This window comes from Pseudomonas sp. B10 (genome assembly GCF_900156235.1).
GTDB classification, from domain to species: Bacteria; Pseudomonadota; Gammaproteobacteria; order Pseudomonadales; family Pseudomonadaceae; genus Aquipseudomonas; species Aquipseudomonas siliginis.
On sequence record NZ_LT707063.1, the window covers coordinates 792,741 to 812,375 of the forward strand.

At 61.2% G+C, this 19,635-nt stretch carries 18 protein-coding genes; 11 read left to right on the forward strand and 7 right to left on the reverse strand.

Annotation, left to right across the window (positions count from 1 at the left end; translation table 11 throughout):
• Positions 1-71 precede the first annotated feature (71 nt).
• The 4 genes from BXA01_RS03490 to BXA01_RS03505 all read right to left on the reverse strand — a co-directional run bounded on the left by BXA01_RS03490 (position 72) and on the right by BXA01_RS03505 (position 4,544).
• On the reverse strand, positions 72-1,037 hold the full coding sequence (locus tag BXA01_RS03490; RefSeq protein WP_076563226.1) for a Gfo/Idh/MocA family protein: 966 nt from the start codon (positions 1,035-1,037) through the stop codon (positions 72-74).
• A 9-nt stretch (positions 1,038-1,046) separates the two neighbouring features.
• The gene (locus tag BXA01_RS03495; protein WP_076563227.1) at positions 1,047-1,934 is read right to left on the reverse strand and encodes a Dyp-type peroxidase; all 888 of its coding nucleotides are present in this window, start codon (positions 1,932-1,934) and stop codon (positions 1,047-1,049) included.
• Between the two features lie 74 nt (positions 1,935-2,008).
• Positions 2,009-2,746, reverse strand: a complete 738-nt coding sequence (locus BXA01_RS03500; protein WP_172833994.1) for a DUF72 domain-containing protein — start codon at positions 2,744-2,746, stop codon at positions 2,009-2,011.
• A 10-nt stretch (positions 2,747-2,756) separates the two neighbouring features.
• Positions 2,757-4,544 (reverse strand): thiamine pyrophosphate-requiring protein, encoded by a 1,788-nt coding sequence (locus BXA01_RS03505; RefSeq protein WP_041478664.1) that lies wholly within the window; start codon positions 4,542-4,544, stop codon positions 2,757-2,759.
• Between the two features lie 180 nt (positions 4,545-4,724).
• Between BXA01_RS03505 and BXA01_RS03510 the strand changes: the two genes are divergently transcribed.
• The 4 genes from BXA01_RS03510 to BXA01_RS03525 all read left to right on the forward strand — a co-directional run bounded on the left by BXA01_RS03510 (position 4,725) and on the right by BXA01_RS03525 (position 10,060).
• Positions 4,725-5,228 carry a cupin gene (locus BXA01_RS03510; protein WP_076563228.1) on the forward strand — a complete coding sequence of 168 codons (504 nt, stop codon included), beginning with the start codon at positions 4,725-4,727 and terminating at the stop codon, positions 5,226-5,228.
• Between the two features lie 232 nt (positions 5,229-5,460).
• Complete coding sequence (gene yghU, locus BXA01_RS03515) at positions 5,461-6,300, forward strand: glutathione-dependent disulfide-bond oxidoreductase (protein ID WP_076563229.1); 840 nt, start codon at positions 5,461-5,463, stop codon at positions 6,298-6,300.
• Positions 6,301-6,570: 270 nt separating this feature from the next.
• Entirely contained in the window at positions 6,571-8,739 is a 2,169-nt protein-coding gene (locus BXA01_RS03520) for a TonB-dependent siderophore receptor (RefSeq protein ID WP_076563230.1), read from the forward strand.
• A gap of 127 nt (positions 8,740-8,866) precedes the next feature.
• A complete protein-coding gene (locus BXA01_RS03525; RefSeq protein ID WP_076563231.1) occupies positions 8,867-10,060 on the forward strand; it encodes a GAF domain-containing sensor histidine kinase in 1,194 nt (397 codons plus the stop codon).
• Positions 10,061-10,068: 8 nt separating this feature from the next.
• Here BXA01_RS03525 and BXA01_RS03530 read toward each other — a convergent pair whose 3' ends face one another.
• Positions 10,069-11,001 (reverse strand): helix-turn-helix transcriptional regulator, encoded by a 933-nt coding sequence (locus tag BXA01_RS03530; protein ID WP_024012697.1) that lies wholly within the window; start codon positions 10,999-11,001, stop codon positions 10,069-10,071.
• A gap of 541 nt (positions 11,002-11,542) precedes the next feature.
• Between BXA01_RS03530 and BXA01_RS03540 the strand changes: the two genes are divergently transcribed.
• From BXA01_RS03540 to BXA01_RS03555, 4 genes are all read left to right on the forward strand, one after another.
• Positions 11,543-12,892, forward strand: a complete 1,350-nt coding sequence (locus BXA01_RS03540) for an MFS transporter (protein ID WP_056785134.1) — start codon at positions 11,543-11,545, stop codon at positions 12,890-12,892.
• 99 nt (positions 12,893-12,991) lie between these two features.
• Positions 12,992-13,684, forward strand: coding sequence for a fumarylacetoacetate hydrolase family protein (locus BXA01_RS03545; protein ID WP_076563233.1), 693 nt, complete (start codon positions 12,992-12,994; stop codon positions 13,682-13,684).
• Positions 13,685-13,718: 34 nt separating this feature from the next.
• Positions 13,719-14,477 carry an SDR family oxidoreductase gene (locus BXA01_RS03550; RefSeq protein ID WP_076563234.1) on the forward strand — a complete coding sequence of 253 codons (759 nt, stop codon included), beginning with the start codon at positions 13,719-13,721 and terminating at the stop codon, positions 14,475-14,477.
• 31 nt (positions 14,478-14,508) lie between these two features.
• A complete protein-coding gene (locus BXA01_RS03555; RefSeq protein WP_076563235.1) occupies positions 14,509-15,465 on the forward strand; it encodes a 2-hydroxyacid dehydrogenase in 957 nt (318 codons plus the stop codon).
• A 764-nt stretch (positions 15,466-16,229) separates the two neighbouring features.
• Here BXA01_RS03555 and BXA01_RS03560 read toward each other — a convergent pair.
• Both BXA01_RS03560 and BXA01_RS03565 read right to left on the reverse strand, forming a co-directional pair.
• Positions 16,230-16,571: a hypothetical protein gene (locus BXA01_RS03560; protein ID WP_076563236.1), complete on the reverse strand. Its 342-nt coding sequence runs from the start codon at positions 16,569-16,571 to the stop codon at positions 16,230-16,232.
• An 85-nt stretch (positions 16,572-16,656) separates the two neighbouring features.
• The gene (locus tag BXA01_RS03565; protein WP_076567643.1) at positions 16,657-17,298 is read right to left on the reverse strand and encodes a class II glutamine amidotransferase; all 642 of its coding nucleotides are present in this window, start codon (positions 17,296-17,298) and stop codon (positions 16,657-16,659) included.
• A 167-nt stretch (positions 17,299-17,465) separates the two neighbouring features.
• Here BXA01_RS03565 and BXA01_RS03570 point away from each other — a divergent pair, with 167 nt between their 5' ends.
• The 3 genes from BXA01_RS03570 (at position 17,466) to BXA01_RS03580 (ending at position 19,480) form a co-directional block, all read left to right on the forward strand.
• On the forward strand, positions 17,466-17,714 hold the full coding sequence (locus tag BXA01_RS03570) for a hypothetical protein (protein ID WP_076563237.1): 249 nt from the start codon (positions 17,466-17,468) through the stop codon (positions 17,712-17,714).
• Positions 17,715-17,819: 105 nt separating this feature from the next.
• Positions 17,820-18,977 carry a GGDEF domain-containing protein gene (locus tag BXA01_RS03575; RefSeq protein ID WP_076563238.1) on the forward strand — a complete coding sequence of 386 codons (1,158 nt, stop codon included), beginning with the start codon at positions 17,820-17,822 and terminating at the stop codon, positions 18,975-18,977.
• An 8-nt stretch (positions 18,978-18,985) separates the two neighbouring features.
• Positions 18,986-19,480, forward strand: coding sequence for a PaaI family thioesterase (locus BXA01_RS03580; protein ID WP_076563239.1), 495 nt, complete (start codon positions 18,986-18,988; stop codon positions 19,478-19,480).
• Positions 19,481-19,635: the final 155 nt, after the last annotated feature.

Sequence of the window (19,635 nt, forward strand, 5' to 3'; positions counted from 1 at the left end):
CAATCACCAAAATAGTGACTGACAGGATGCTTTCGCGAGCAGGCTCGCTCCCACAAGGGGTCGTGGTCTATTCAGCGTTTGAGGATCTCGTCCATGACCCAATCGGTCTTGACGGCTTGCTCGGCCACGGCGGGATGCTGTGAATCACCCCGAATATGCGCATTCATCCCCAGCACGTGATGCCACTGAATATGCTCATGGTGGGCAATCTCCAGGCTGAGCTGCTCGTCGGCAAACAGCTGCACCGGATGTTCATCGAACACCGAAAACCCGATCCGCCCTTTGCCGCCGATGATCTCGACCCGATCTTCACGGCGGTCCGCAACAAAGTTCCAGCAGCCCGTGCCCAACGCCCCGGAGGCGAATCGCCAAGTGGCGCTGACCGCATCTTCCGCCGCGTACAGACCCGCCTGACGCGCGGTGAAACCGGCGACTTCAACGATGTCGCCAAGCAGATACTGGAACAGGTCCAGGCCATGGCTGGCCAGGTCGGCAAAGTAGCCGCCGCCCGCCACCGCCGGGTCGGTGCGCCAATTATCGCGACCCTCAAGATCAGCCGGCGACGGCGCTTTGGTCAGTGTCCAGCTCAGATGGCGGACATCACCAATGCGCCCCTCCTCCAGCCATTGCCGCACCTGAGCGAAGCGCGGCAGCGAGCGGCGGTAATAGGAGACGAACAAGTGCAGACCGGCAGCGGCAAACGCTTGCTGCATCTCGCGGCTTTGCCCGGCGTTGAGTGCCATGGGCTTTTCCACGCAGCAATGCTTGCCGGCGGCGGCGACTTTCAGGCTGTAGGCATGGTGGCTGTCGGGCGGCGTGGCGATGTACACCGCGTCCACCTCGGGATCGTTGATCAGCGCATCGACATCGGTATAGACGCGACTAATGCTGTGGCGCGCAGCGTAGTCGGTCACCGCTTCGAGGCGACGGCCCATCACCGCAATCAGCGCCGAACCGGGCGCCTTGTAGAAGGCCGGCCCGCTCTTGCGTTCAGCGACACTGCCGCAACCGATCATGCCCCAGCGCACCACGTTCATATGCAGTCCTCAGCCGATGCGCAGCGCGCGCAGATCAAGGCGTCCGTCCTTGAGCGGCGGGCACCAGTAGTAGCCGCCGGTGATTGGTCGGCTGATCTGATACAAGCCATCGGCAATACCGTCCTCCAGGCCGCTCATGCGCCGCAGTTGTGCTTCGAAAGCATCCAGCGAGAAACCGAAAGCGAGGAACATCAAACCGGCACGATCGCCTTCGATCCATGGCATCGAGCGACGCACCACGAACGCTTCCGGCGCAAAGCTTTCCTGCGCGGTGCGTTTGACGTGGGCGGAGATCGGCGCATCGTCGATTTCTTCGTTATCGCTCAAGCGCCGTCCCATGATGTCGTCCTTGGCGCCAGCAGACAGGCGATGAAAACCCTTGAGGTCGTGCTGCCACTGCTGGATCGCGGCGAAGCTGCCACCGACCAGCCCGTCCGCGCCACTGCTTAGCAGTGCGGCGGCGACAGCGGCGTCATCGTGGGGGTTTTCCGTGCCGTCTTCGTAACCGGTGAGGTCGTGGCCCTCCATGTGGCGGAAGGCTTCCTGCATCTCGACCAGACGCAAGGCCGGGGCCAGCGCGGCTTCGATAGCGTTGCAGCGGTTGAGCAGTTCACCCCGGTCGACACCGTGCAGCCAGATCCACAGGGCATGCTGGGTCGACGGGTTGTTCACGCCAACGCCGGTCAACGCAGGGAAGCTGCGCAGGCCAGCGATTTCGACATTCAGCGCCTTGGTCAACGACTCACCAAAGCCAACCACCGCCGACTTGCCATCCACCAGCATCAGCAGGCTGTCGATCGCTTGCGGCAAGGCTTCAACCGACGCCAGGGCGAAAAACAGATGACGTGCTTGCGCAGGAACAGGGGTGGCGAGAATGCCCGGCTGGTAGTAACTCATGTGAACTCCTTGAAAAAGTGCGCGGAGTTTACCTGTAGCCGGATCGTTTGTGTGGGTGGCGAGAGTGTCGTCGTTCAGCGTTCACCGCCTTCGATCAACGCCCTCAAAGCCAGCGCATCGGCGGTGGCGGCGCCGCTGGCGGTGTTGTCGAAGATGCACCAGATGTCTCTGCCGTCGGCCTTCGCGCGCCGCAGGTTCTGAGCCAGCTGTTGCAGATAGGCCGCTTCATAAGCGCTGTGATAAATCCGTGGCGAGCCGTGCAGGCGCCAATACTGCAGGCCTTGCCAGCCACCCGGCGCGGTGTCGCTGCTGATCCGCGAAGGATCGACCACCGCCTGGGCAATCTGCAGATCCACCAGCACTGCCTCAGCCTCAGTCCAAGATTCGTGGCGCGGTTCCAGCACCACACTGCCCTTGAACCGCTCGCGCAGGGCATGAAAAAACGCCTCGGCCACCGGCGCATTGAACGCCAGTTTCGGTGGCAATTGCACCAGCAGGCAGCCGAGTCGATCACCCAAGCCCTGGCACTGTCCGAGAAACTCATCGAGCGCGGCCGCGCTGTCCGCCAGCCGCTGTTCATGGGTGATGAGCTTGGGCACTTTGACTGCGAAGCGAAAGTCCGGCGCCACCGAGTCGCCCCAGCGCTCGTAGGTCTGACGGCGATGCGGGCGGTAGAACGAGCTGTTGATCTCCACACAGTTGAAGCGCGCGGCGTAGCGTTGCAGGTGCGTGCCTTCGGCGGGGAATGCCGGCCAGTGCTCGCGAGCGAGACTCCAGCCGGCGCAACCGATGTAGATGGTTGACTCGTTCAAGCGCACACCGTTATTTCTTCCCGGGCAACACGGCGCCCAACACCTGCTTGGCGGTCTGCACGATCACCCCGGCTTCGTCCGGATCGCCCTTGAGCAGGGTCGTGGCGAATTTCTTCGCTTGCTCAAGCTTGATGTGCGGCGGCAGTGGCGGCACGTTCGGGTCGGTCTTGAACTCAATCAGCACCGGCACTTCCGAGGCGAGCGCCTGTTCCCACGCAGCGGCGACCTCTTCTTCACGATCAACAAAAATGCCCTTGAGGCCGATGGAAATCGCGAACAGGTGATACGGCACATCAGGAATGCTCTGCGACGCTTCGAATTTGGGATCGCCCTCCATCACCCGCTGCTCCCAGGTGACCTGATTGAGGTCTTCGTTGTTGAACACCGCGCAGATCCATTTCGGGCTTTGCCATTGCCGCCAGTATTTGGCGACAGTGATCAGCTCGGCCATGTTGTTCATCTGCATCGCGCCATCGCCGACCAAGGCAATGACCGGGCGTTCCGGGTAAGCAAATTTCGCCGCGATCGCATAGGGCACCGCCGCGCCCATCGAGGCCAGGCCACCGGACAACGAGCATTTCATGCCGCGACGGATTTTCAGGTCACGGGCGAACCAGTTGGCGCAGGAGCCGGAATCGCTAGTGATGATTGCCTGCTCAGGCAAGCGCGGTGACAACTCGTAGACCACTCGTTGCGGGTTGACTGGATCGGCTTTGGCCATGGCGCGCTTTTCCAGGGTTTTTTCCCAGCTGCTGCGCCAGCCTTCGATTTTCTTGCGCCATTTGTTCGAGGTTTTCTGTTCCAGCAAGGGCAGCAACGCGGCAAGGGTTTCCGCTGAGTCTCCGACCAGATTGACCTCCATCGGATAGCGGAGGCTGAGCATGTCCGGCTGCAAGTCGATCTGCACCCCGCGCGCCTGGCCTTCCTTGGGCAGAAACTCGGAATACGGGAAGCCTGAACCGATCATCAGCAAGGTGTCGCACTCGCTCATCAGCTTGTAGCTGGGCTCGGTGCCGAGCAGGCCGATGCTGCCGGTGACCCACTGCAAGTCATCGGGGAGTGCCGCTTTGCCCAGCAAGGCTTTAGCGACACCGGCACCGAGTTTTTCTGCCACGGCGATGACCAGGTCGGTCGCCTCCAGCGCACCGGCACCGACCAGAATCGCTACTTTCTCGCCGCTGTTCAGTACCTCGGCGGCGCGTTGCAGATCGGCGGCATAAGGAACGACTTTCGGCTTGCTGTAGCCGACGCCGGAATGCGCGGTGCCATGGGCGCGCGCCGGTTGTTCGTAAGGCAGATCCTGCAAGTCATTGGGCAGAATCAGCGCGGTGACGCGGCGTTCGCCGACCGCAGTGCGCACCGCGCGATCAAGCAGATGGCGCACTTGCGACGGCGCCGAAGCCTGCTGCACAAACGCACCGGCGACATCCTTGAACATCGACACCAGATCCAGTTCCTGCTGGTAGTGACTGCCCAGCGCCGTGCGCGCCTGCTGACCGACAATGGCCAGCACCGGCATGTGATCCATGCGCGCGTCGTAGAGACCGGTGATCAGGTGCGAAGCGCCGGGACCCGAGGTGGCGATGCAAACGCCCAGCTCGCCGGTGAACTTGGCGTGGGCCGAGGCCATGAACGCAGCCATTTCCTCGTGCCGTGCCTGAACGAATTCGATCTTGCCTTTGGCCCGACTCATGGCGCCGAACACGCCGTTGATGCCATCCCCCGGATAGCCAAAAATCCGCGTCACGCCCCATTCGCTGAGCCGCTCAACCAGAAAATCACCAACTGTCATCGTCATCTTGACCCTCGCCATTTACCGCTGCATGGACATGTAAGGGTCTGGACAGCCCGGTGCGCGATGAAGTTTCGCTGGATTGTACGGGCATGAACTCCGGCGCCGTGTTTGCGCGGCAATGATTTTTGAGGCGATTGCCCTGCGCTGCGGTCGACTGATAAATCGAGCGAAGGAGGATTGGCCATGACTGATGTGCAAACCCTGCTGCTGGAACGCAATGGCTGGGTGCCGAACAATCCGCGTCTGCCGGTGCTGATCTACCGCCATGCGGTGGCCGTCGAGGGCAACGATCCGGCGGCGCGCTTCGAGCAGACCTTCGGCGCCAATGGCTGGCCGGCGCAGTGGCGCTACGGCATTTATGACTATCACCACTACCACACTGAAGGCCACGAAGTGCTTGGCGTGGCGGCCGGTCAGGCGCGGTTGATGTTGGGCGGGCCTGACGGGCAAGTCGTCGACGTCAGCGCCGGGGATGTGCTGTTGCTGCCGGCGGGAACCGGGCACTGCAATCTGGGATCGAGTGAGGATTTTCTGGTGGTGGGTGCTTATCCGCCGGGGCAGCAGGCGGATATTTGCCGGGCCGCGCCGAGTGATGCGCAGTTGGCGCGGATTGCGGGGCTTGGGTTTCCTGAGAGTGATCCGGTGCAGGGACTCGGGGGTGCGGTTGGGCGGTATTGGAGCCGTTAGGCGCGGCGACCCTGCCGACGCTTTCGCGAGCAGGCTCGCTCCCACGGGAGATTTGTGCCTGACTCCGAACCTGTGGGAGCTGGCTTGCCAGCGATTGCGGTGGCTCAGCCAATATTGATGCTGGATGTGCCGTCGTCATCGCTGGCAAGCCAGCTCCCACAAGGTAGTGTTCTCAATCCTTTCGAGATACGGTGTCTACCTGTTCTCTCCCAGCATCGACGAGGTCCGTTTCATGAGCAATGCGTCTTACGTTCCGCCCAAGGTCTGGAAACACGAAGCCCCTTCCGGCGGCCACTTCGCCAGCATCAACCGGCCGATCGCCGGGCCGACCCATGACAAAGAGCTGCCGGTCGGCAAGCATTCGTTGCAGCTGTATTCGCTGGCCACGCCCAACGGCGTCAAGGTCACCATCATGCTCGAAGAGCTGCTCGCACTCGGGCATAGCGAGGCCGAATACGATGCGTGGCTGATCCGCATTGGCGAAGGCGATCAGTTCTCCAGCGGTTTTGTCGAGGTCAACCCGAACTCGAAAATCCCGGCGCTGCTGGATCGCAGCGTCGAGCCACCGATCCGGGTGTTCGAATCCGGCTCGATCCTGCTGTATCTCGCGGAAAAGTTCGGCGCCTTGCTGCCCAAGGATCCGGCCGGTCGCACCGAAACCCTCAACTGGCTGTTCTGGCAAATGGGCTCGGCGCCGTACCTGGGCGGCGGCTTCGGGCACTTCTACGCGTATGCGCCGGAGAAGCTCGAATATCCGATCAACCGCTTCACCATGGAAGCCAAACGTCAGCTGGATGTGCTCAACCGCCGTCTCGCCGACAACGCCTATCTGGCCGGCGACAATTACACCATCGCCGATATCGCCGTATGGCCCTGGTATGGGCAACTGGTGCGCAACAACGTTTACTCGGCGGCGGAATTTCTCGCCGCGCACGAGTACACCCATGTGCAGCGCTGGGCGGAAGACATCGCCAAGCGGCCAGCGGTCATCCGTGGGCAGCGAGTGAATCGCACCTGGGGTGATGAAGACAGTCAGGTGCCGGAGCGGCATGAGGCGAAGGATCTGGACTGATTTCAAAAAAACCGCATAACCCTGTGGGAGCGAGCCTGCTGGCGAAAGCGTCGTATCAGACAACGCATCTGTTGAATGACCCACCGCCTTCGCGAACAGGCTCGCTCCCACATTTGCGTCCGAACGCCATCAAATCCAATTGTGAAAAAATCATTAACTAACTGACTCGTACGGGTTTATTCCCCCGGAAACTTCCGACATACTAATGCGAATAATTCTTACATGCACTCGCATTAGTTTCGTTTGGGTAAATCTTGGGGAAGCAGATAGATGTCGTTTCACACCATTCACCGCCGTTCGAACCTTTCACCTAACCTCCTCGCAATCGCCATCGGCATGGCCAGCATCGCTCCTGCGTTGGCTGAAGAAACCGCAGCCACTGCGCCCACCAATGGCCCGCTGGAACTGCAAGCGACCGAAATCGGCGCTACGCAGATGAGCAGCACCACCGAAGACACGCAGTCCTACACCACCGGCCCGATGCAGACCGCGACCAAGCTGTCGCTGACCATGCGCGAAACGCCGCAGGCGGTGACGGTGATCACTCGCCAGCGCATGGACGACCAGAACATGACCAGCGTCAACGACGTGGTGCGCGGCACGCCGGGGCTGTTCCTCAGCGAGGCCAGCGGCCCGGGGCGGCAGACTTACAAGGCGCGCGGTTTCGACATCGACAACATCATGTACGACGGCCTGCCCAGCTCGTATTCGCCGTTCACCCTGGCGGTGCAGCCGAACCTGGCGATGTTCGACCGGGTGGAAATCGTCCGTGGTGCGACCGGTCTGGTCACCGGTGCCGGCAACCCGTCGGCGGCGATCAACATGGTGCGCAAGCGTCCAACCGCTGATCAGCGCGTGACCCTCACTGGCGCCGCCGGCAGCTGGGATGACTACCGTGGCGAGGTCGATGCCTCCAGCCCGCTGAACGACAGCGGCACCCTGCGCGGCCGGGTGGTGACGTCGTATCAGGGCGCCGACAGCTTCCGCGACAAGGAAGAAAACGATCACGGCCTGTTCTACGCCATCGGTGAAGCCGACCTGAGTGACAGCACCACGGCGACCCTCGGTTTCTCCCGGCAGAACGATCAGACCAACTATTTCTGGGGCGGCCTGCCGATCGGCGAAGACGGCCACCACCTCGACCTGCCCCGCTCCACTTACCCGGGCACTGACTGGGAAAACCGCAAGCTGCAAGTCGACACCGTATTCGGTGAAGTCGAACACCGTTTCGACAACGACTGGAAACTGCATGTTGGCGGTTCCACTTCGACAACCGAAGGCGAATTCTCCGGCACGTACCTGTCGCGCTACGACGGCCCGCTGGAAACCACCGCCTACCAATCGCACCACACCGACAAGCAACGCGCCTTCGACGGTTTCGCCAGCGGCCCGTTCGAAGCGTTCGGCCGTACCCACGAGTTGGTAGTCGGCGCCAGCAACCGCGTGTACGACGCCACCACCAAGGAATACTCGCCCTACGACACCGGCCTGCCGATCGCCGCGCCAAAACCTGACTTCGTCCGTAGCGGCAAATCGCGCAACGTCACCACTCAGGACGCGGTTTACCTGACCACGCGCTTGAGCCTGGCCGACCCGCTGACGCTGATTCTCGGCAGTCGTCTGGACTGGTATGACTACGACGATCGCAGCGCCGACGGCGACTTCAAAGTCACCCGCAACCTGACCCGTTACGCCGGCCTGATCTACAAACTCGATGACCATCACTCGGTCTACGCCAGCTACACCGACATCTTCACCCCGCAAACCCAGAAAGATCTCGGCGGCAAAGTGCTCGAGCCGATCGTCGGTGAAAACTACGAAGTCGGTATCAAGGGCGAATATTTCGACGGCGCGCTGAACGGCAGCGTGGCGGTGTTCCAGATGGACCAGACCAACCGCGCCACCCAGGCAGCAACGCAGCTCGGCTGCCCGGAACTGACCTGCTACGAAACCTCCGGCAAAGTTCGCGCCCAAGGCGTGGACATGGAACTGCAAGGTGCGCTGACCGAGCAATGGCAAGTCGGCGCCGGCTACACCTACACCCGCGCCCACTACATCAAGGACGAAAACCCGGCCAACAATAACCAGAAATTCGACACCGACATGCCCGAGCACCTGTTCAAGGTCTCCACCGTGTATCGTTTCAAAGGCCCGCTGGAAAAACTGCGCGTGGGCGGCAACGTGTACTGGCAGAGCCGCATGTACAACGACATCGCTCTGGCCAATGGCGGCAGCTATCGTCTCGAACAGGGCGGCTACGCGGTCACCGACCTGATGGCCGGTTACGAGGTCAACAAGCACCTCGACCTGCAGGTCAACGCCAACAACATTTTCGACCGCAAGTACTATTCCTCCATCGGCACCGACGTAACCTGGGGCTCGACCGATAACTACGGCACCCCGCGCAGCTACATGATGACGGCCAAGTACAAGTTCTGAGGCGATAGCGCTCAGCAATCACCACACAGAGCGCGGGGAGTTTTCCCGGTGCCCTTTTTTGCAGGTTCATTAGGCAAGGCCGGCAATTACCGATAGTCTCTGGCGACACTTTCGCGAAGCACCGGCCATGCCCCAGACAGATTTCTCCTCCGACCTCCAGGCCATCGGCAGCATTGACGCTGTGCCGGTGATCCTGAGCATGGTCAAGCACATCACCGGTATGCGCTTCGCCGCCGTAGCGCGGGTCACCGAGAGCAAGTGGATCGCCTGCGCCGTGGATGATTCGATTGACTTCGGCCTGTTGCCCGGCGGCGAACTGGTGCTCGAATCGACGATTTGTCATGAGATCCGTCAGCACCATCAGCCGGTGATCTTCGGCCATGCCAGCCAGCACCCGCTGTTCTCCACGCACCACACGCCGAAAACCTATGGTCTGGAAAGCTACATTTCGATTCCGATCATCAAGGCCGATGGCGAGTTTTTCGGCACACTCTGCGCCATTGATTCGGTTCCGGCGAACCTCGACGACCCGGCCATCGAAAAGACCCTCACCCTCTTCGCCCAACTGATTGCGATGAGCCTGGATACCCAAGGCCATTTGCACGCGACCAAAACCGCGCTGGCCGATGCCAACGAAATGGGCCGTCTGCGCGAGCAGTTCATCGCCGTACTGGGCCATGACTTGCGCACGCCACTCAGTGCCATCCGCATGAGTGCAGATCTGCTGGACAGCAAAGTCGAGGACAAGCGCTCGCGCACGCTACTGTCGGCGATTCGCACCAGCTCGGTGCGCATGGGCGTGCTGATCGAAAACATCCTCGACTTCGCCCGGGGTCGGCTCGGCAGTGGCATCCCGGTGCAGCGCAAACTGGTCGATGACTTGCAGCAAACGCTGCGCCAGACCCTTGAAGAAATCCAGGTGGCGTATCCGCAGGCGAAGTTTATCGATTCGCTGGAGGTGCCTGCCGGGGTCTATTGCGACCCGCTGCGGATCAGCCAGTTGTTATCGAATCTGCTGGGCAACGCCGTAACTCACGGTTCCATTGCCGAGCCGATCTTGCTCAAGGCGTTTGCCGAGGGCGACGAGATCGTCATTTCGCTGACCAACCAGGGCACGCCAATCCCGCCTGCGCTGATGCCGCTGCTGTTCGAACCGTTTTCCCGTTCCGAAGCAGGCCAGCGTCATGAAGGGTTGGGACTGGGCTTGTACATCGCCGGGCAGATTGCCAATGCGCACAACGGCACATTGACCGTGACATCCGACCGTGAAACGGGCACCTGTTTTGTCGCGCGCTTCCCTGCCCGCTTCAAGTGGGTCTGAGCGCCGCTCTAAGTATTCAGTGGCGTCTGCGGCGTGTCCGGGTTGAGCTGGCGGCGGCGGAACTGCCCCGGTGGCTGGCCATGAATCTGGCGAAACCGCCGGGAGAAATAGGCCTCATCGGCGAACCCGCACAACCGCGCCACTTCGCCCACCGAGCGCGTACTGTTGAGGAGGAAGTTGCGCGCCGCGTGCATGCGCCGCTCCAGCACCAGCTCGGTGAAGGTCTTGCCGATCTCCTTGCGCAGCCAGTGCGTCAGGTAGGTCGGTGACAGATAGGTCGCAGCGGCGACTTTGATCAGGTTGAGATCAGGATCGGCGATGTTCTTCCGCAAGTATTCGAACATCCGGCTCAAAGCGTCGCGACGGCTGTTCTCGGCGGCATTCTCTTCCGCCAGGCGCTTGAGCGGCTCGGCATAGAGAAAACACACGCTACCGATCATCTGCAGCAACAAGCCCTTGAGCATTTCCCGCGTGCCGAACTGACGGTTCTCATCGAGTGCGCGCATCTGTTCGATCAGGCCGCAGACCTGAGCGAAATCCTCATCGCCCAAAATGAAATCCAGATGTTCCTGAAAGCGGAACGGCGACAGCTCAGGCGCGAGCAGGATGGACACCTCTTCCAGATCCATCGGGTCGCACTGTAGATGCGGCAAGAGGAACGTCTGGGAAAAATTGATGACGATGAAATTGCTGTCTGCGGGATGCGGAATCACATGCACGCGGTGCGGCAGGATGAACGCCAGAGTGTTGCGCGGGAACGGCCGCTGCACGCTGCCGATGTGCTGCACGGTGTCGCCACCGAGGTTGATCTGGATCTGGAAATACTCATGCCGGTGAGGCGCGGTTTCAGCGCGCCGACCCTTTTTGTCGCGAATGTAGAAATCGGTCAATTCGCTGCGTTGCTGCATGACGTAAGTCGGGATACGGCTGGGTGAAGACATGGGCGGGAGGTCCTCCGGGCAGTGAGGTGGCGCCTGTCATCTTGCAGGGTTGGGCGGTGGGCGGCAATGAGTCATACGATGACATTGTCTTTTTTGAAAGAAGCCTCGCGATGAGCCTGTCCAAAAACCGCACCACTATAAAAATAAAGATAGTCGTTATTTTTCAGTCGTTTGGGATTTAAACCTGATCTTTATTCTCAAGACAATTTGTATTTTTCTTTTTGGACTCGTTCGCCAAATCCACTTTTTTGAAGAGAAAACGTTCTAACCCATCGGTTGATTTAGAACCGTTGTACGACCACTGTAATGACCAACGCAGCCCAACCTCTTTCAAAAACAATCAAAGGTGCGCACGTCATGATCCTGCTATTTCCCCTCGCCGCCCCGCCCGACCTCCCCTTGAAACCAATTGCACAAAGACGTTCCTGAACGTCTGAAACCCGCGCTGCAACCCGTCCGATTGCCTTGCCCCACACGTTGCGGGCAACGGCATCGGCTGCTCGAAAAATCTCGACTCTTCTAACAATAACGAGGTCTCCGCATGTCCAACTCCCATTCTTCCAGTGCCACGGTGCCGCCGGTGATCGCCGGTGCACGCGATGCTGTTTCGGCGCAGCGTCTGCCTACCCGGCGGCGCTGGTTCATGCTGTCGTTGCTGCTGATCGCGACGATCATCAATTACATCGACCGGGTGAACATCTCGATCGCCGCGCCGTTCATGGCCAAGGATTTGGGCCTGGACAAGATCGAGATGGGCCTGATCTTTTCCGCGTTCGCCTGGACCTATGCCTTGGCGCTGGTGCCGGCCGGCTTCATTGCCGACCGGTTTGGCTCGCGCTTCACCTACGGCGTTTCGCTGATCAGCTGGTCGACTGTCACCGTTTGCCAGGGTTTCGCCACGGGATTTGCTTCACTGTTTGGCCTGCGCCTGGCGGTCGGCGCCATGGAAGCCCCGGCTTTTCCGGCCAACAGCCGCGCCGTGACGGTGTGGTTCCCGGCGCGGGAACGCGGGATGGCCAGCAGCATTTACGTGTGCGGTCAGTACCTCGGCACAGCGCTGTTCACCGGCGCGCTGCTGTGGCTGGCGACCACCTTCGACTGGCGCCACGTGTTCTACAGCACCGGCGCACTCGGCATCGTCTTCGGTGTGCTGTGGCTGTACCTGTATCGCGATCCGCTGAACTGCAAGAAGGTCAGCCAGGAAGAATTGAAGTACATCGAAACCGGCGGCGGTCTGGTCAAGAGCAGCCAGGAGCGCACCCGCTTCAACTGGCGGCAGATTGCCGAGCTGTTCAGCTATCGGCAGATCTGGGCGATCTGCATCGGCAAGTTCGCCAGCACCTCGGCGCTGTACTTCTTCCTCACCTGGTTCCCGACTTACCTGATCGAAGAACGCAAACTGACCATGATCAAGGCCGGGATCTTCGCCGTGCTGCCGTTCGTCGGTGCGACGGTGGGGATTCTGCTGGCCGGCATCGTTTCCGACTTGCTGATCCGTCGCGGCTACTCGATGTCGTTTGCGCGCAAGTTGCCGCTGGTGGTCGGTTCGATGCTGGGCATGTCGATCGTGCTGGTGAATTTCACCGACTCCAACCTGATCTGCATCGCCGTGTTGACCATCGCCTTCTTCGCCCAAGGCATCGCGTCCTCGTCGTGGGCGGCGGTATCGGAAGTGGCGCCGAAAGAGCTGATCGGCCTCACCGGCGGCATTACCAGCCTGGCGGCGAATATCGGCGGCATTGTCACACCGATCGTGATCGGCGCCATCGTCCACGCCACCGGCACCTTCGCCTATGCCTTCTGGTTTATTGGCGGCGTCGCGCTGATCGGCACCCTCTCCTATTCGTTACTGCTCGGACGCCTGTATCGCATCGAGCTGAAGGTGCGCTGAGGCAAGAACCCGGATTTGTCCAAACGCAGGCGGCTTTCGTCCAACTTCACCGACGCCAGCCGCCGTACGCTGCCCTTTCAAAACAGGATGACCCGCAGGATGAACATGACTGAATACGTCTTTACCCCGGATCTGCCCGTGACCTTGCCGGTGCTCGGCACCGAGCAGCGCTTCCCCGTTGGCCGGGTGTTCTGTGTCGGCCGCAACTACCCATGGCCGGACTCTCAAGGCCAGTCGCGCCAGCCGCCAGTGTTTTTCATGAAACCGCCGAGCTGCGTGGTCGATGCCGTCGGCGACATCGCCTTCCCAACGGTGTGCGAGGACTTCGTTCACGAAATCGAACTGGTCGTCGCCATCGGTGAAGGCGGCGCCAATATCCCCGAGGATCAAGCGCTCGCCTACGTGTGGGGCTACGCCGCCGGCCTCGACCTGACCCGCCGCGATGTACAACGCGCAGCCAAGAGCAACGGCTTGCCGTGGGAAGGCGCCAAGGTGTTCGACGGCGCCGCGCCGATGACTGCCGTCGTCCCGGTGAGCCGCAGCGGCCATCCCGAGGGCGAGTTGTGGCTGAACGTCAACGGCGAAGAACGCCAGCGCGACAATCTCGACAGCCAGATCTGGTCGGTCAGTGAAGTAATCACGCGCATCTCGCAATCCGTGGCCCTGCGCGCCGGCGACCTGATCATGACCGGCAGCCCCGCCGGCGTTGACAGCCTGCAACCGGGCGACGTGATCAGCGCTGGCATAGACGGCATCGGCCACCTGGAAATGCGCGTCGGCCCACGGCCCTGATTCCAACGGATTGAGAAAAAAGGAGAACAACAATATGACGACCTCTTTGAAAGTCGCGCTGGTCACCGGCGCCGGCAGTGGCATCGGCCGCGCCGTGGCGCTGGGCCTGATGGCCGACGGCTTCACCCTCGTGCTCGCCGGTCGCCGGCCCGAGCCCTTGCAAGCGCTGGCCGAACTAGCGCAGAGCCAGGGTTATCAAGCCTTGGCGGTGCCCACCGACGTGCGTGACCCGGCCAGTGTCGACGTGCTGTTCGCGACCATTGCCGAGGTCTACGGGCGCCTCGATGTGGTCTTCAACAACGCCGGCGTCAACGCCCCCGCCGTGCCGCTGGACGAGCTGACCTTCGAGCAGTGGCGCAACGTGATCGACACCAACCTCAACGGTGTCTTTCTCTGCGCTCGCGGCGCGTTCGGGCTGATGCGCAAACAACAGCCGCAGGGCGGACGAATCATCAATAACGGTTCGATTTCCGCACACACCCCGCGCCCGTTCAGCAGCGCCTACACCGCGAGCAAACACGCCGTGCTCGGCCTGACCAAATCCCTGGCGCTGGACGGCCGCGAATTCAACATTGCCTGCAGCCAGATCGACATCGGCAATGCCCTGACGGAAATGTCGGTACGCATGACCAAAGGCGTACGCCAGGCCAACGGCAGCATCGCCGTCGAGCCGATGGTCGACGTCAAACACGTCTCCGATGCGGTGCGCTACATCGCCGGCCTGCCGCTGTCGGCCAACGTCCTGAACATGATCGTCATGGCCAGCGCCATGCCGTTTGCCGGCCGCGGTTGAGCCGGCCTTTTTATTGCGTAACGAGGTAGCCATGAAGCCAGAAATCCTGCAACTGAGCCCGATCCTGATCCCGGAAATCAACGCGCGTCTCGACGAACTGTTCACCGTACGCCGCTACTTCCAGCAAACGGACAAACCCGCCTACATAAACGAACACGGCGCCAACATCCGTGGCGTGATCACCGGCGGTCACACCGGCATCAGCCAGGCGCTGATGGCGCAACTGCCGAACCTGGAAGTCGTCGCGGTCAACGGCGTCGGCACCGATGCCGTCGATCTGGCCTACGCCCGCGATCGCGGCATCCGCGTCACCGCCACCATCGGCGCCCTCACCGAAGACGTCGCCGACCTCGCCATCGGCCTGCTCATCTCGGTCTGTCGCGGTTTGTGCACCAGCGACCGCTACGTGCGCTCCAGCCAATGGCCACAAAGCCCGACCCCACTCGCCCCGCTGCCCTTGGCCCGACAAGTCTCCGGCATGCGCATCGGCATCGTCGGCATGGGCCGCGTCGGCCGCGCCATCGCCACCCGCGCCACCGCCTTCGGCTGCCCGATCAGCTACACCGACCTGCAACCGATGAGCGACGTCCCCCACACCTTCGTCGCCGACCTCAAACAACTGGCCCGCGACAGCGACGCCCTGATCCTCGCCGCCGCGGCGGACAAGGGCGAAGCGATCATTGACGCGCAAGTGCTGCAAGCGCTGGGCAAGGACGGTTATCTGATCAACGTCGCCCGGGGCAAACTGGTGAATGAGAAGGCTCTGGTTGCCGCGCTTGCGGCTGGCGAGATTGCCGGGGCTGGGCTGGATGTATTCGTTGATGAACCGAATGTGCCGGAAGCGTTGTTTGCTAATGAACAGGTGGTGCTGCAACCGCATCGGGCCAGCGCAACATTGCAGACTCGCACGCGGATGGGGGAAATGGTGGTGGCGAGTCTGGTTGATACGTTTGCGGGGAAAGTGCCGGTTGGGTGTGTGACTGGGTGAACGCGTAATGCAGCGCCGTTCACGATTGCAGTACACACCGCCATCGTGAGCGGGGCCCCCCAGCATTAGTGGCGTGATCAGGAATCCACCAGTACCCAAAATCCAATGTAGGAGTGAGCCTGCTCGCGATGGCGGCGGGTCAGTCAGCGATACGTTGTCTGGTATGACGCTATCGCGAGCAGGCTCACTCCTACAGTTTTGATCGGATGCATTCAGTGAGAAATCGGTCGGCTGTCAGGCCGCCATCGCGAGCAGGCTCGCTCCCACAGAAAAGCAAAAGCAAAAGCAAAAGCAGACCCCATCGCTTTTCACCACTCAATACAATGAGCGCAAGCTCGAGTGGCTCTTGATCTTGGAGCCCGTCGGCAGGCTGAGCGGAGGGATTGATCCGGGCGTGGGAGCGCAGCGACCGTACGACGCAGTCGTACACAGCGGAAGGAGGTGCAGCGAAGCAAACCGGAGCCGCTGCGCCCGGATCGATTCCGCAGCGAAGGAACCCCGAGCCCCAGCGAGCGGGCCGAACGTCAGGGCGCAGACCTTTGGTTCCTTTGGGGCGTTTGCCAAAGGGACTCGCCGTAAGGGCGAAACCGCCAGCCGCAACACCAAAAAAAACGGATATTCACCCAGAACCCCCAAAGCATGGTCGGCCCAAAGGCCGCCAAGTCCAAAAAAAAGCCCCACAACCGAAAACCAGTGTGGGGCCAAAAAATTGGTTGGTTGCGGCCAACCAAAGGAGCTCTGTCAAAACCCGTCAAGCACTCAGATCAAATACACTCCTGAGCCGCCCGCTCAAAACTTGAAGGCAACAAATTCGACGCCAGCAAATGCCGCTCATAAATGAACACCTTGCCGCCCTTCCCCGCCTTGTACGCCTCCAGCACGTTGTCCGCCGACACCTTGCTCGGCACCACAATCCGATAACTGCGCTGACTCTGCGAAACCGTCGGATTCAACGCACTGTCCTGCAACTTCGGCACCACGCAATCGGCGTACTGCGCCGGCGTCTTGCTGGTCTGCAAGGTCAGGGTCGGATCGTTCGGCGCCGAAGCGCAACCGGCGAGCAACAGGGAAACAAAAGCCATGGCTGGCACGAATAAAGGACGCATGGGGTAAATCCTGAAAATAAAGGTTCGGTTCAACCGGCAACGGTTCGACTTCACGGCGCCGCCGTTGCCATTTACGTTTTGAGAATCAGCTCGACGCCACCAGGGCCTTGAGCGACACATCGAATTGCTTCAGCGCATTGAGTTGCAGATCACGTTGCTGATTGATCTGCGCGGCGATTTGCGGCGCCGCTTGGTTGTGCACCCAGACCGAAGGCAACTCTTGCTCAATCGCCCCCTCGGCCTTGCCGATGTACTGCAGATCGGCGTCGTAGAACCGCGCAGAGAAGCGCGCTTCGACCAGACTGTTGCGCTGGGTCAGCAAACGGTTGAAGGTGTCGAGCTTGACCACCACGTCCGGATGGGCCTTAACCAGCGCATCCAGATTGTCGTAGACGGTCACCGAGACGAACTGCTGTTGCAGCGAACTCACCAGCCAGTCGAGGGCCAGTTCCGGGTCGGAGCTGCCGACAAAGGCGTCGCGGATTCGCGAATCCAGTGCGTCTTTGGCGCCGTTGAGCGCCATGTCGTGGTAGCGCTCCAGGTATTGCAGGTTCTGCAACGTGTTTTCGCTCAACAACACACCCACTGTCTGCGTGTGCTGCAACGCCGAGGCGCTGGCGACGATGGGTTGCAGGTGACACGACCGGGCGTCGTCTGCGTAAGCCGGTGCGGTAACTACCCCGCCCATCAGCAGGGCGATCATTGCCAGTCGAGTCAGAATGTTCATCGCGCAATTTCCTTGAGCTGCGTCTTCGATGGAGGCGATTTTCCGCCGTTCGCCGGCAAAGCAGAACTTGCGTTTCTTGATGGTCACTATTACTTCCAGCAATAGTTGCGTGTCGCGCAGACTGATGCACACTGGATACATCCAAGAAAAATGATGAGGGTCTCGCCTTGAGAACGTTCGATCTGATCCGTGACGCCGTGCTGCCCGATTTCCGCGAGCGCGTGGCCGACTACCTGGTGCAGTACGAAAGCGTCCTGCTGGACAAAAACACCCGCGATGCGCAATTGATTCGCGACACTGCCCAGCAACTGCGCGGTTATCTGCGCGGGCTCAACACCACGCGGGTGCTGGGCATGGCCTATTGGGAAGAGCTCGATCGCCGCGTGGTAGACACCTGGCTAAGCCAGCAAGAGTGACCGCTGGAGCGCCAGTGGTCTGCCCGGCAACGCGCGCCCTGCGAAAAACCTGACCAAACGCTTACAATCGCAGGCCTATTGCCATACAGACAGGCTTGCCCGGAAATGCCGCTCGACCCGCCAACGATGCTGACCATCACGATCGCCCTCGCAGCCGCTGCCGCGCTGTACCTGGCGGTCGAGTGGCGCAGCATCCGTGAGCCTTCGCTACTGTTCTGGAGCGCCGGTTTCGCCACCATCACCATCGGTTCCACCCTGGCTCTGCTGCGCAGCAGCGGATTTCTGCTGCTGGGCATCTGGTTCGCCAACGGCTTGCTGGTGACCGCGCATTTCTTTTTCCTGCTCGGTGTGGCGCGCTTCACCCAGACCCGACTGTCGCCGGCGTGGTACCTGATTTTCGCGACGTGGCTGCTCATGTTGATGATGCCGGACGGCCCGCTGTGGTCCAAGGCCATGCTGGTGGCCAACTCGCTGCTGGTGGCGATCCCGACACTCAAGGCCAGTTCGCTGCTGCGTCCACACGGCAAGTCGTTGAGCGTTGGCGCGGTGCAATTGCGTTATGTGCTGCTCGGCCACGGCATCTTTTATGTGGCCAAGGCCCTGACCGTGGTGATCCCCGGCACGCTGATCGATCTGGCGGCGTTTCGTGGCGAGATCATTCAGATCTCGCTGGTCGAAGGCGCGATGGCGATCATGTTGATCGCCCTGTCGATGACCGGCACCGAGCGTTATCGCCGGGAAAAGCAAATCGCCCGCCTCGCCGAGCGCGATCCGCTCACGGCCCTCTACAACCGCAGGGCGCTGGAAAAACGCACGCCACGCCTGTTGGCCGGTGTCTCCGCGCAAAGACCGGGTGCGTTGCTGTTGATCGATATCGACAACTTCAAACTGGTCAACGACCAGTACGGGCATATCGCCGGTGATCGCTTGCTGATTGCTCTGAGCGAGATGATCCGCGCCCAGCTGCCGCCCCATGCGCTGACGGCGCGGCTGGGTGGCGACGAGTTTCTGATGCTGCTCAACAATGCCTCAGCCGAAGCTATCCTTGAACTGGGCAATGCCTTGCGCGAACAGTTTCTGGCCTTGGCGTCGCACACCTATCCCACGTCCGCTGCGGTGACTTTGAGCATCGGCGCCACCCTGTTCGACAAACCGCCGGCCAGTCTCGCGGCGCTGATCGAACTTGGCGACGCCGCGCTCTACGAGTCCAAACGCGGCGGACGCAACCGCTTGCGCCTGTCCGGCCTCGCCACTCCAGGATGACCCCAGCCATGTCCAGCCACGCCACCCCGCTGCAAGACCTCGCCGCCCCCGAAGGCGTTTGTTACGGCTGCGGCGGCCGCAATCCGCAAGGCCTGCACGTGAAAAGTCGGTGGGATGAGGACGGCAGCCACGTCATCGCCGAGCATCTGCCCGAAGCTCAATATTGCGGCTGGCCGGATCTGGTTTACGGCGGGCTGATTGCCATGCTCGTCGACTGTCACTCCAACTGGACCGCCATGGCCTGGCACTACCGCGCAGAAAACCGCGAAGCCGGTAGCCTGCCGCGCATCGACTGCGTCACCGTTAACCTTGGGATCAAGTTCATCAAGCCAACGCCGATGGGCGTACCGCTGCTCTTGCGCGCACGGGTCGAAGGTGAAGTCGGGCGCAAGACCCGGGTGATTTGCGAGGTGTATGCAGGGGAAGTGCTGACAGCAGTGGGTGATTCGGTGTTTGTGCGGGTGGATACGGGGCAGTTGGCGGATGCAGCGCATGGCCGCTAAAGCCAAAGCCCCTCACCCTAGCCCTCTCCCAAAGGGAGAGGGAACTGACCGCCGTGCTTGGTGCAGATACGCCGGCCTGGGAAACCGAGTCGAACTCAAATTCTGAAAAGCTTGAAAATCGGCTCCCTCTCCCTCGGGAGAGGGCTGGGGTGAGG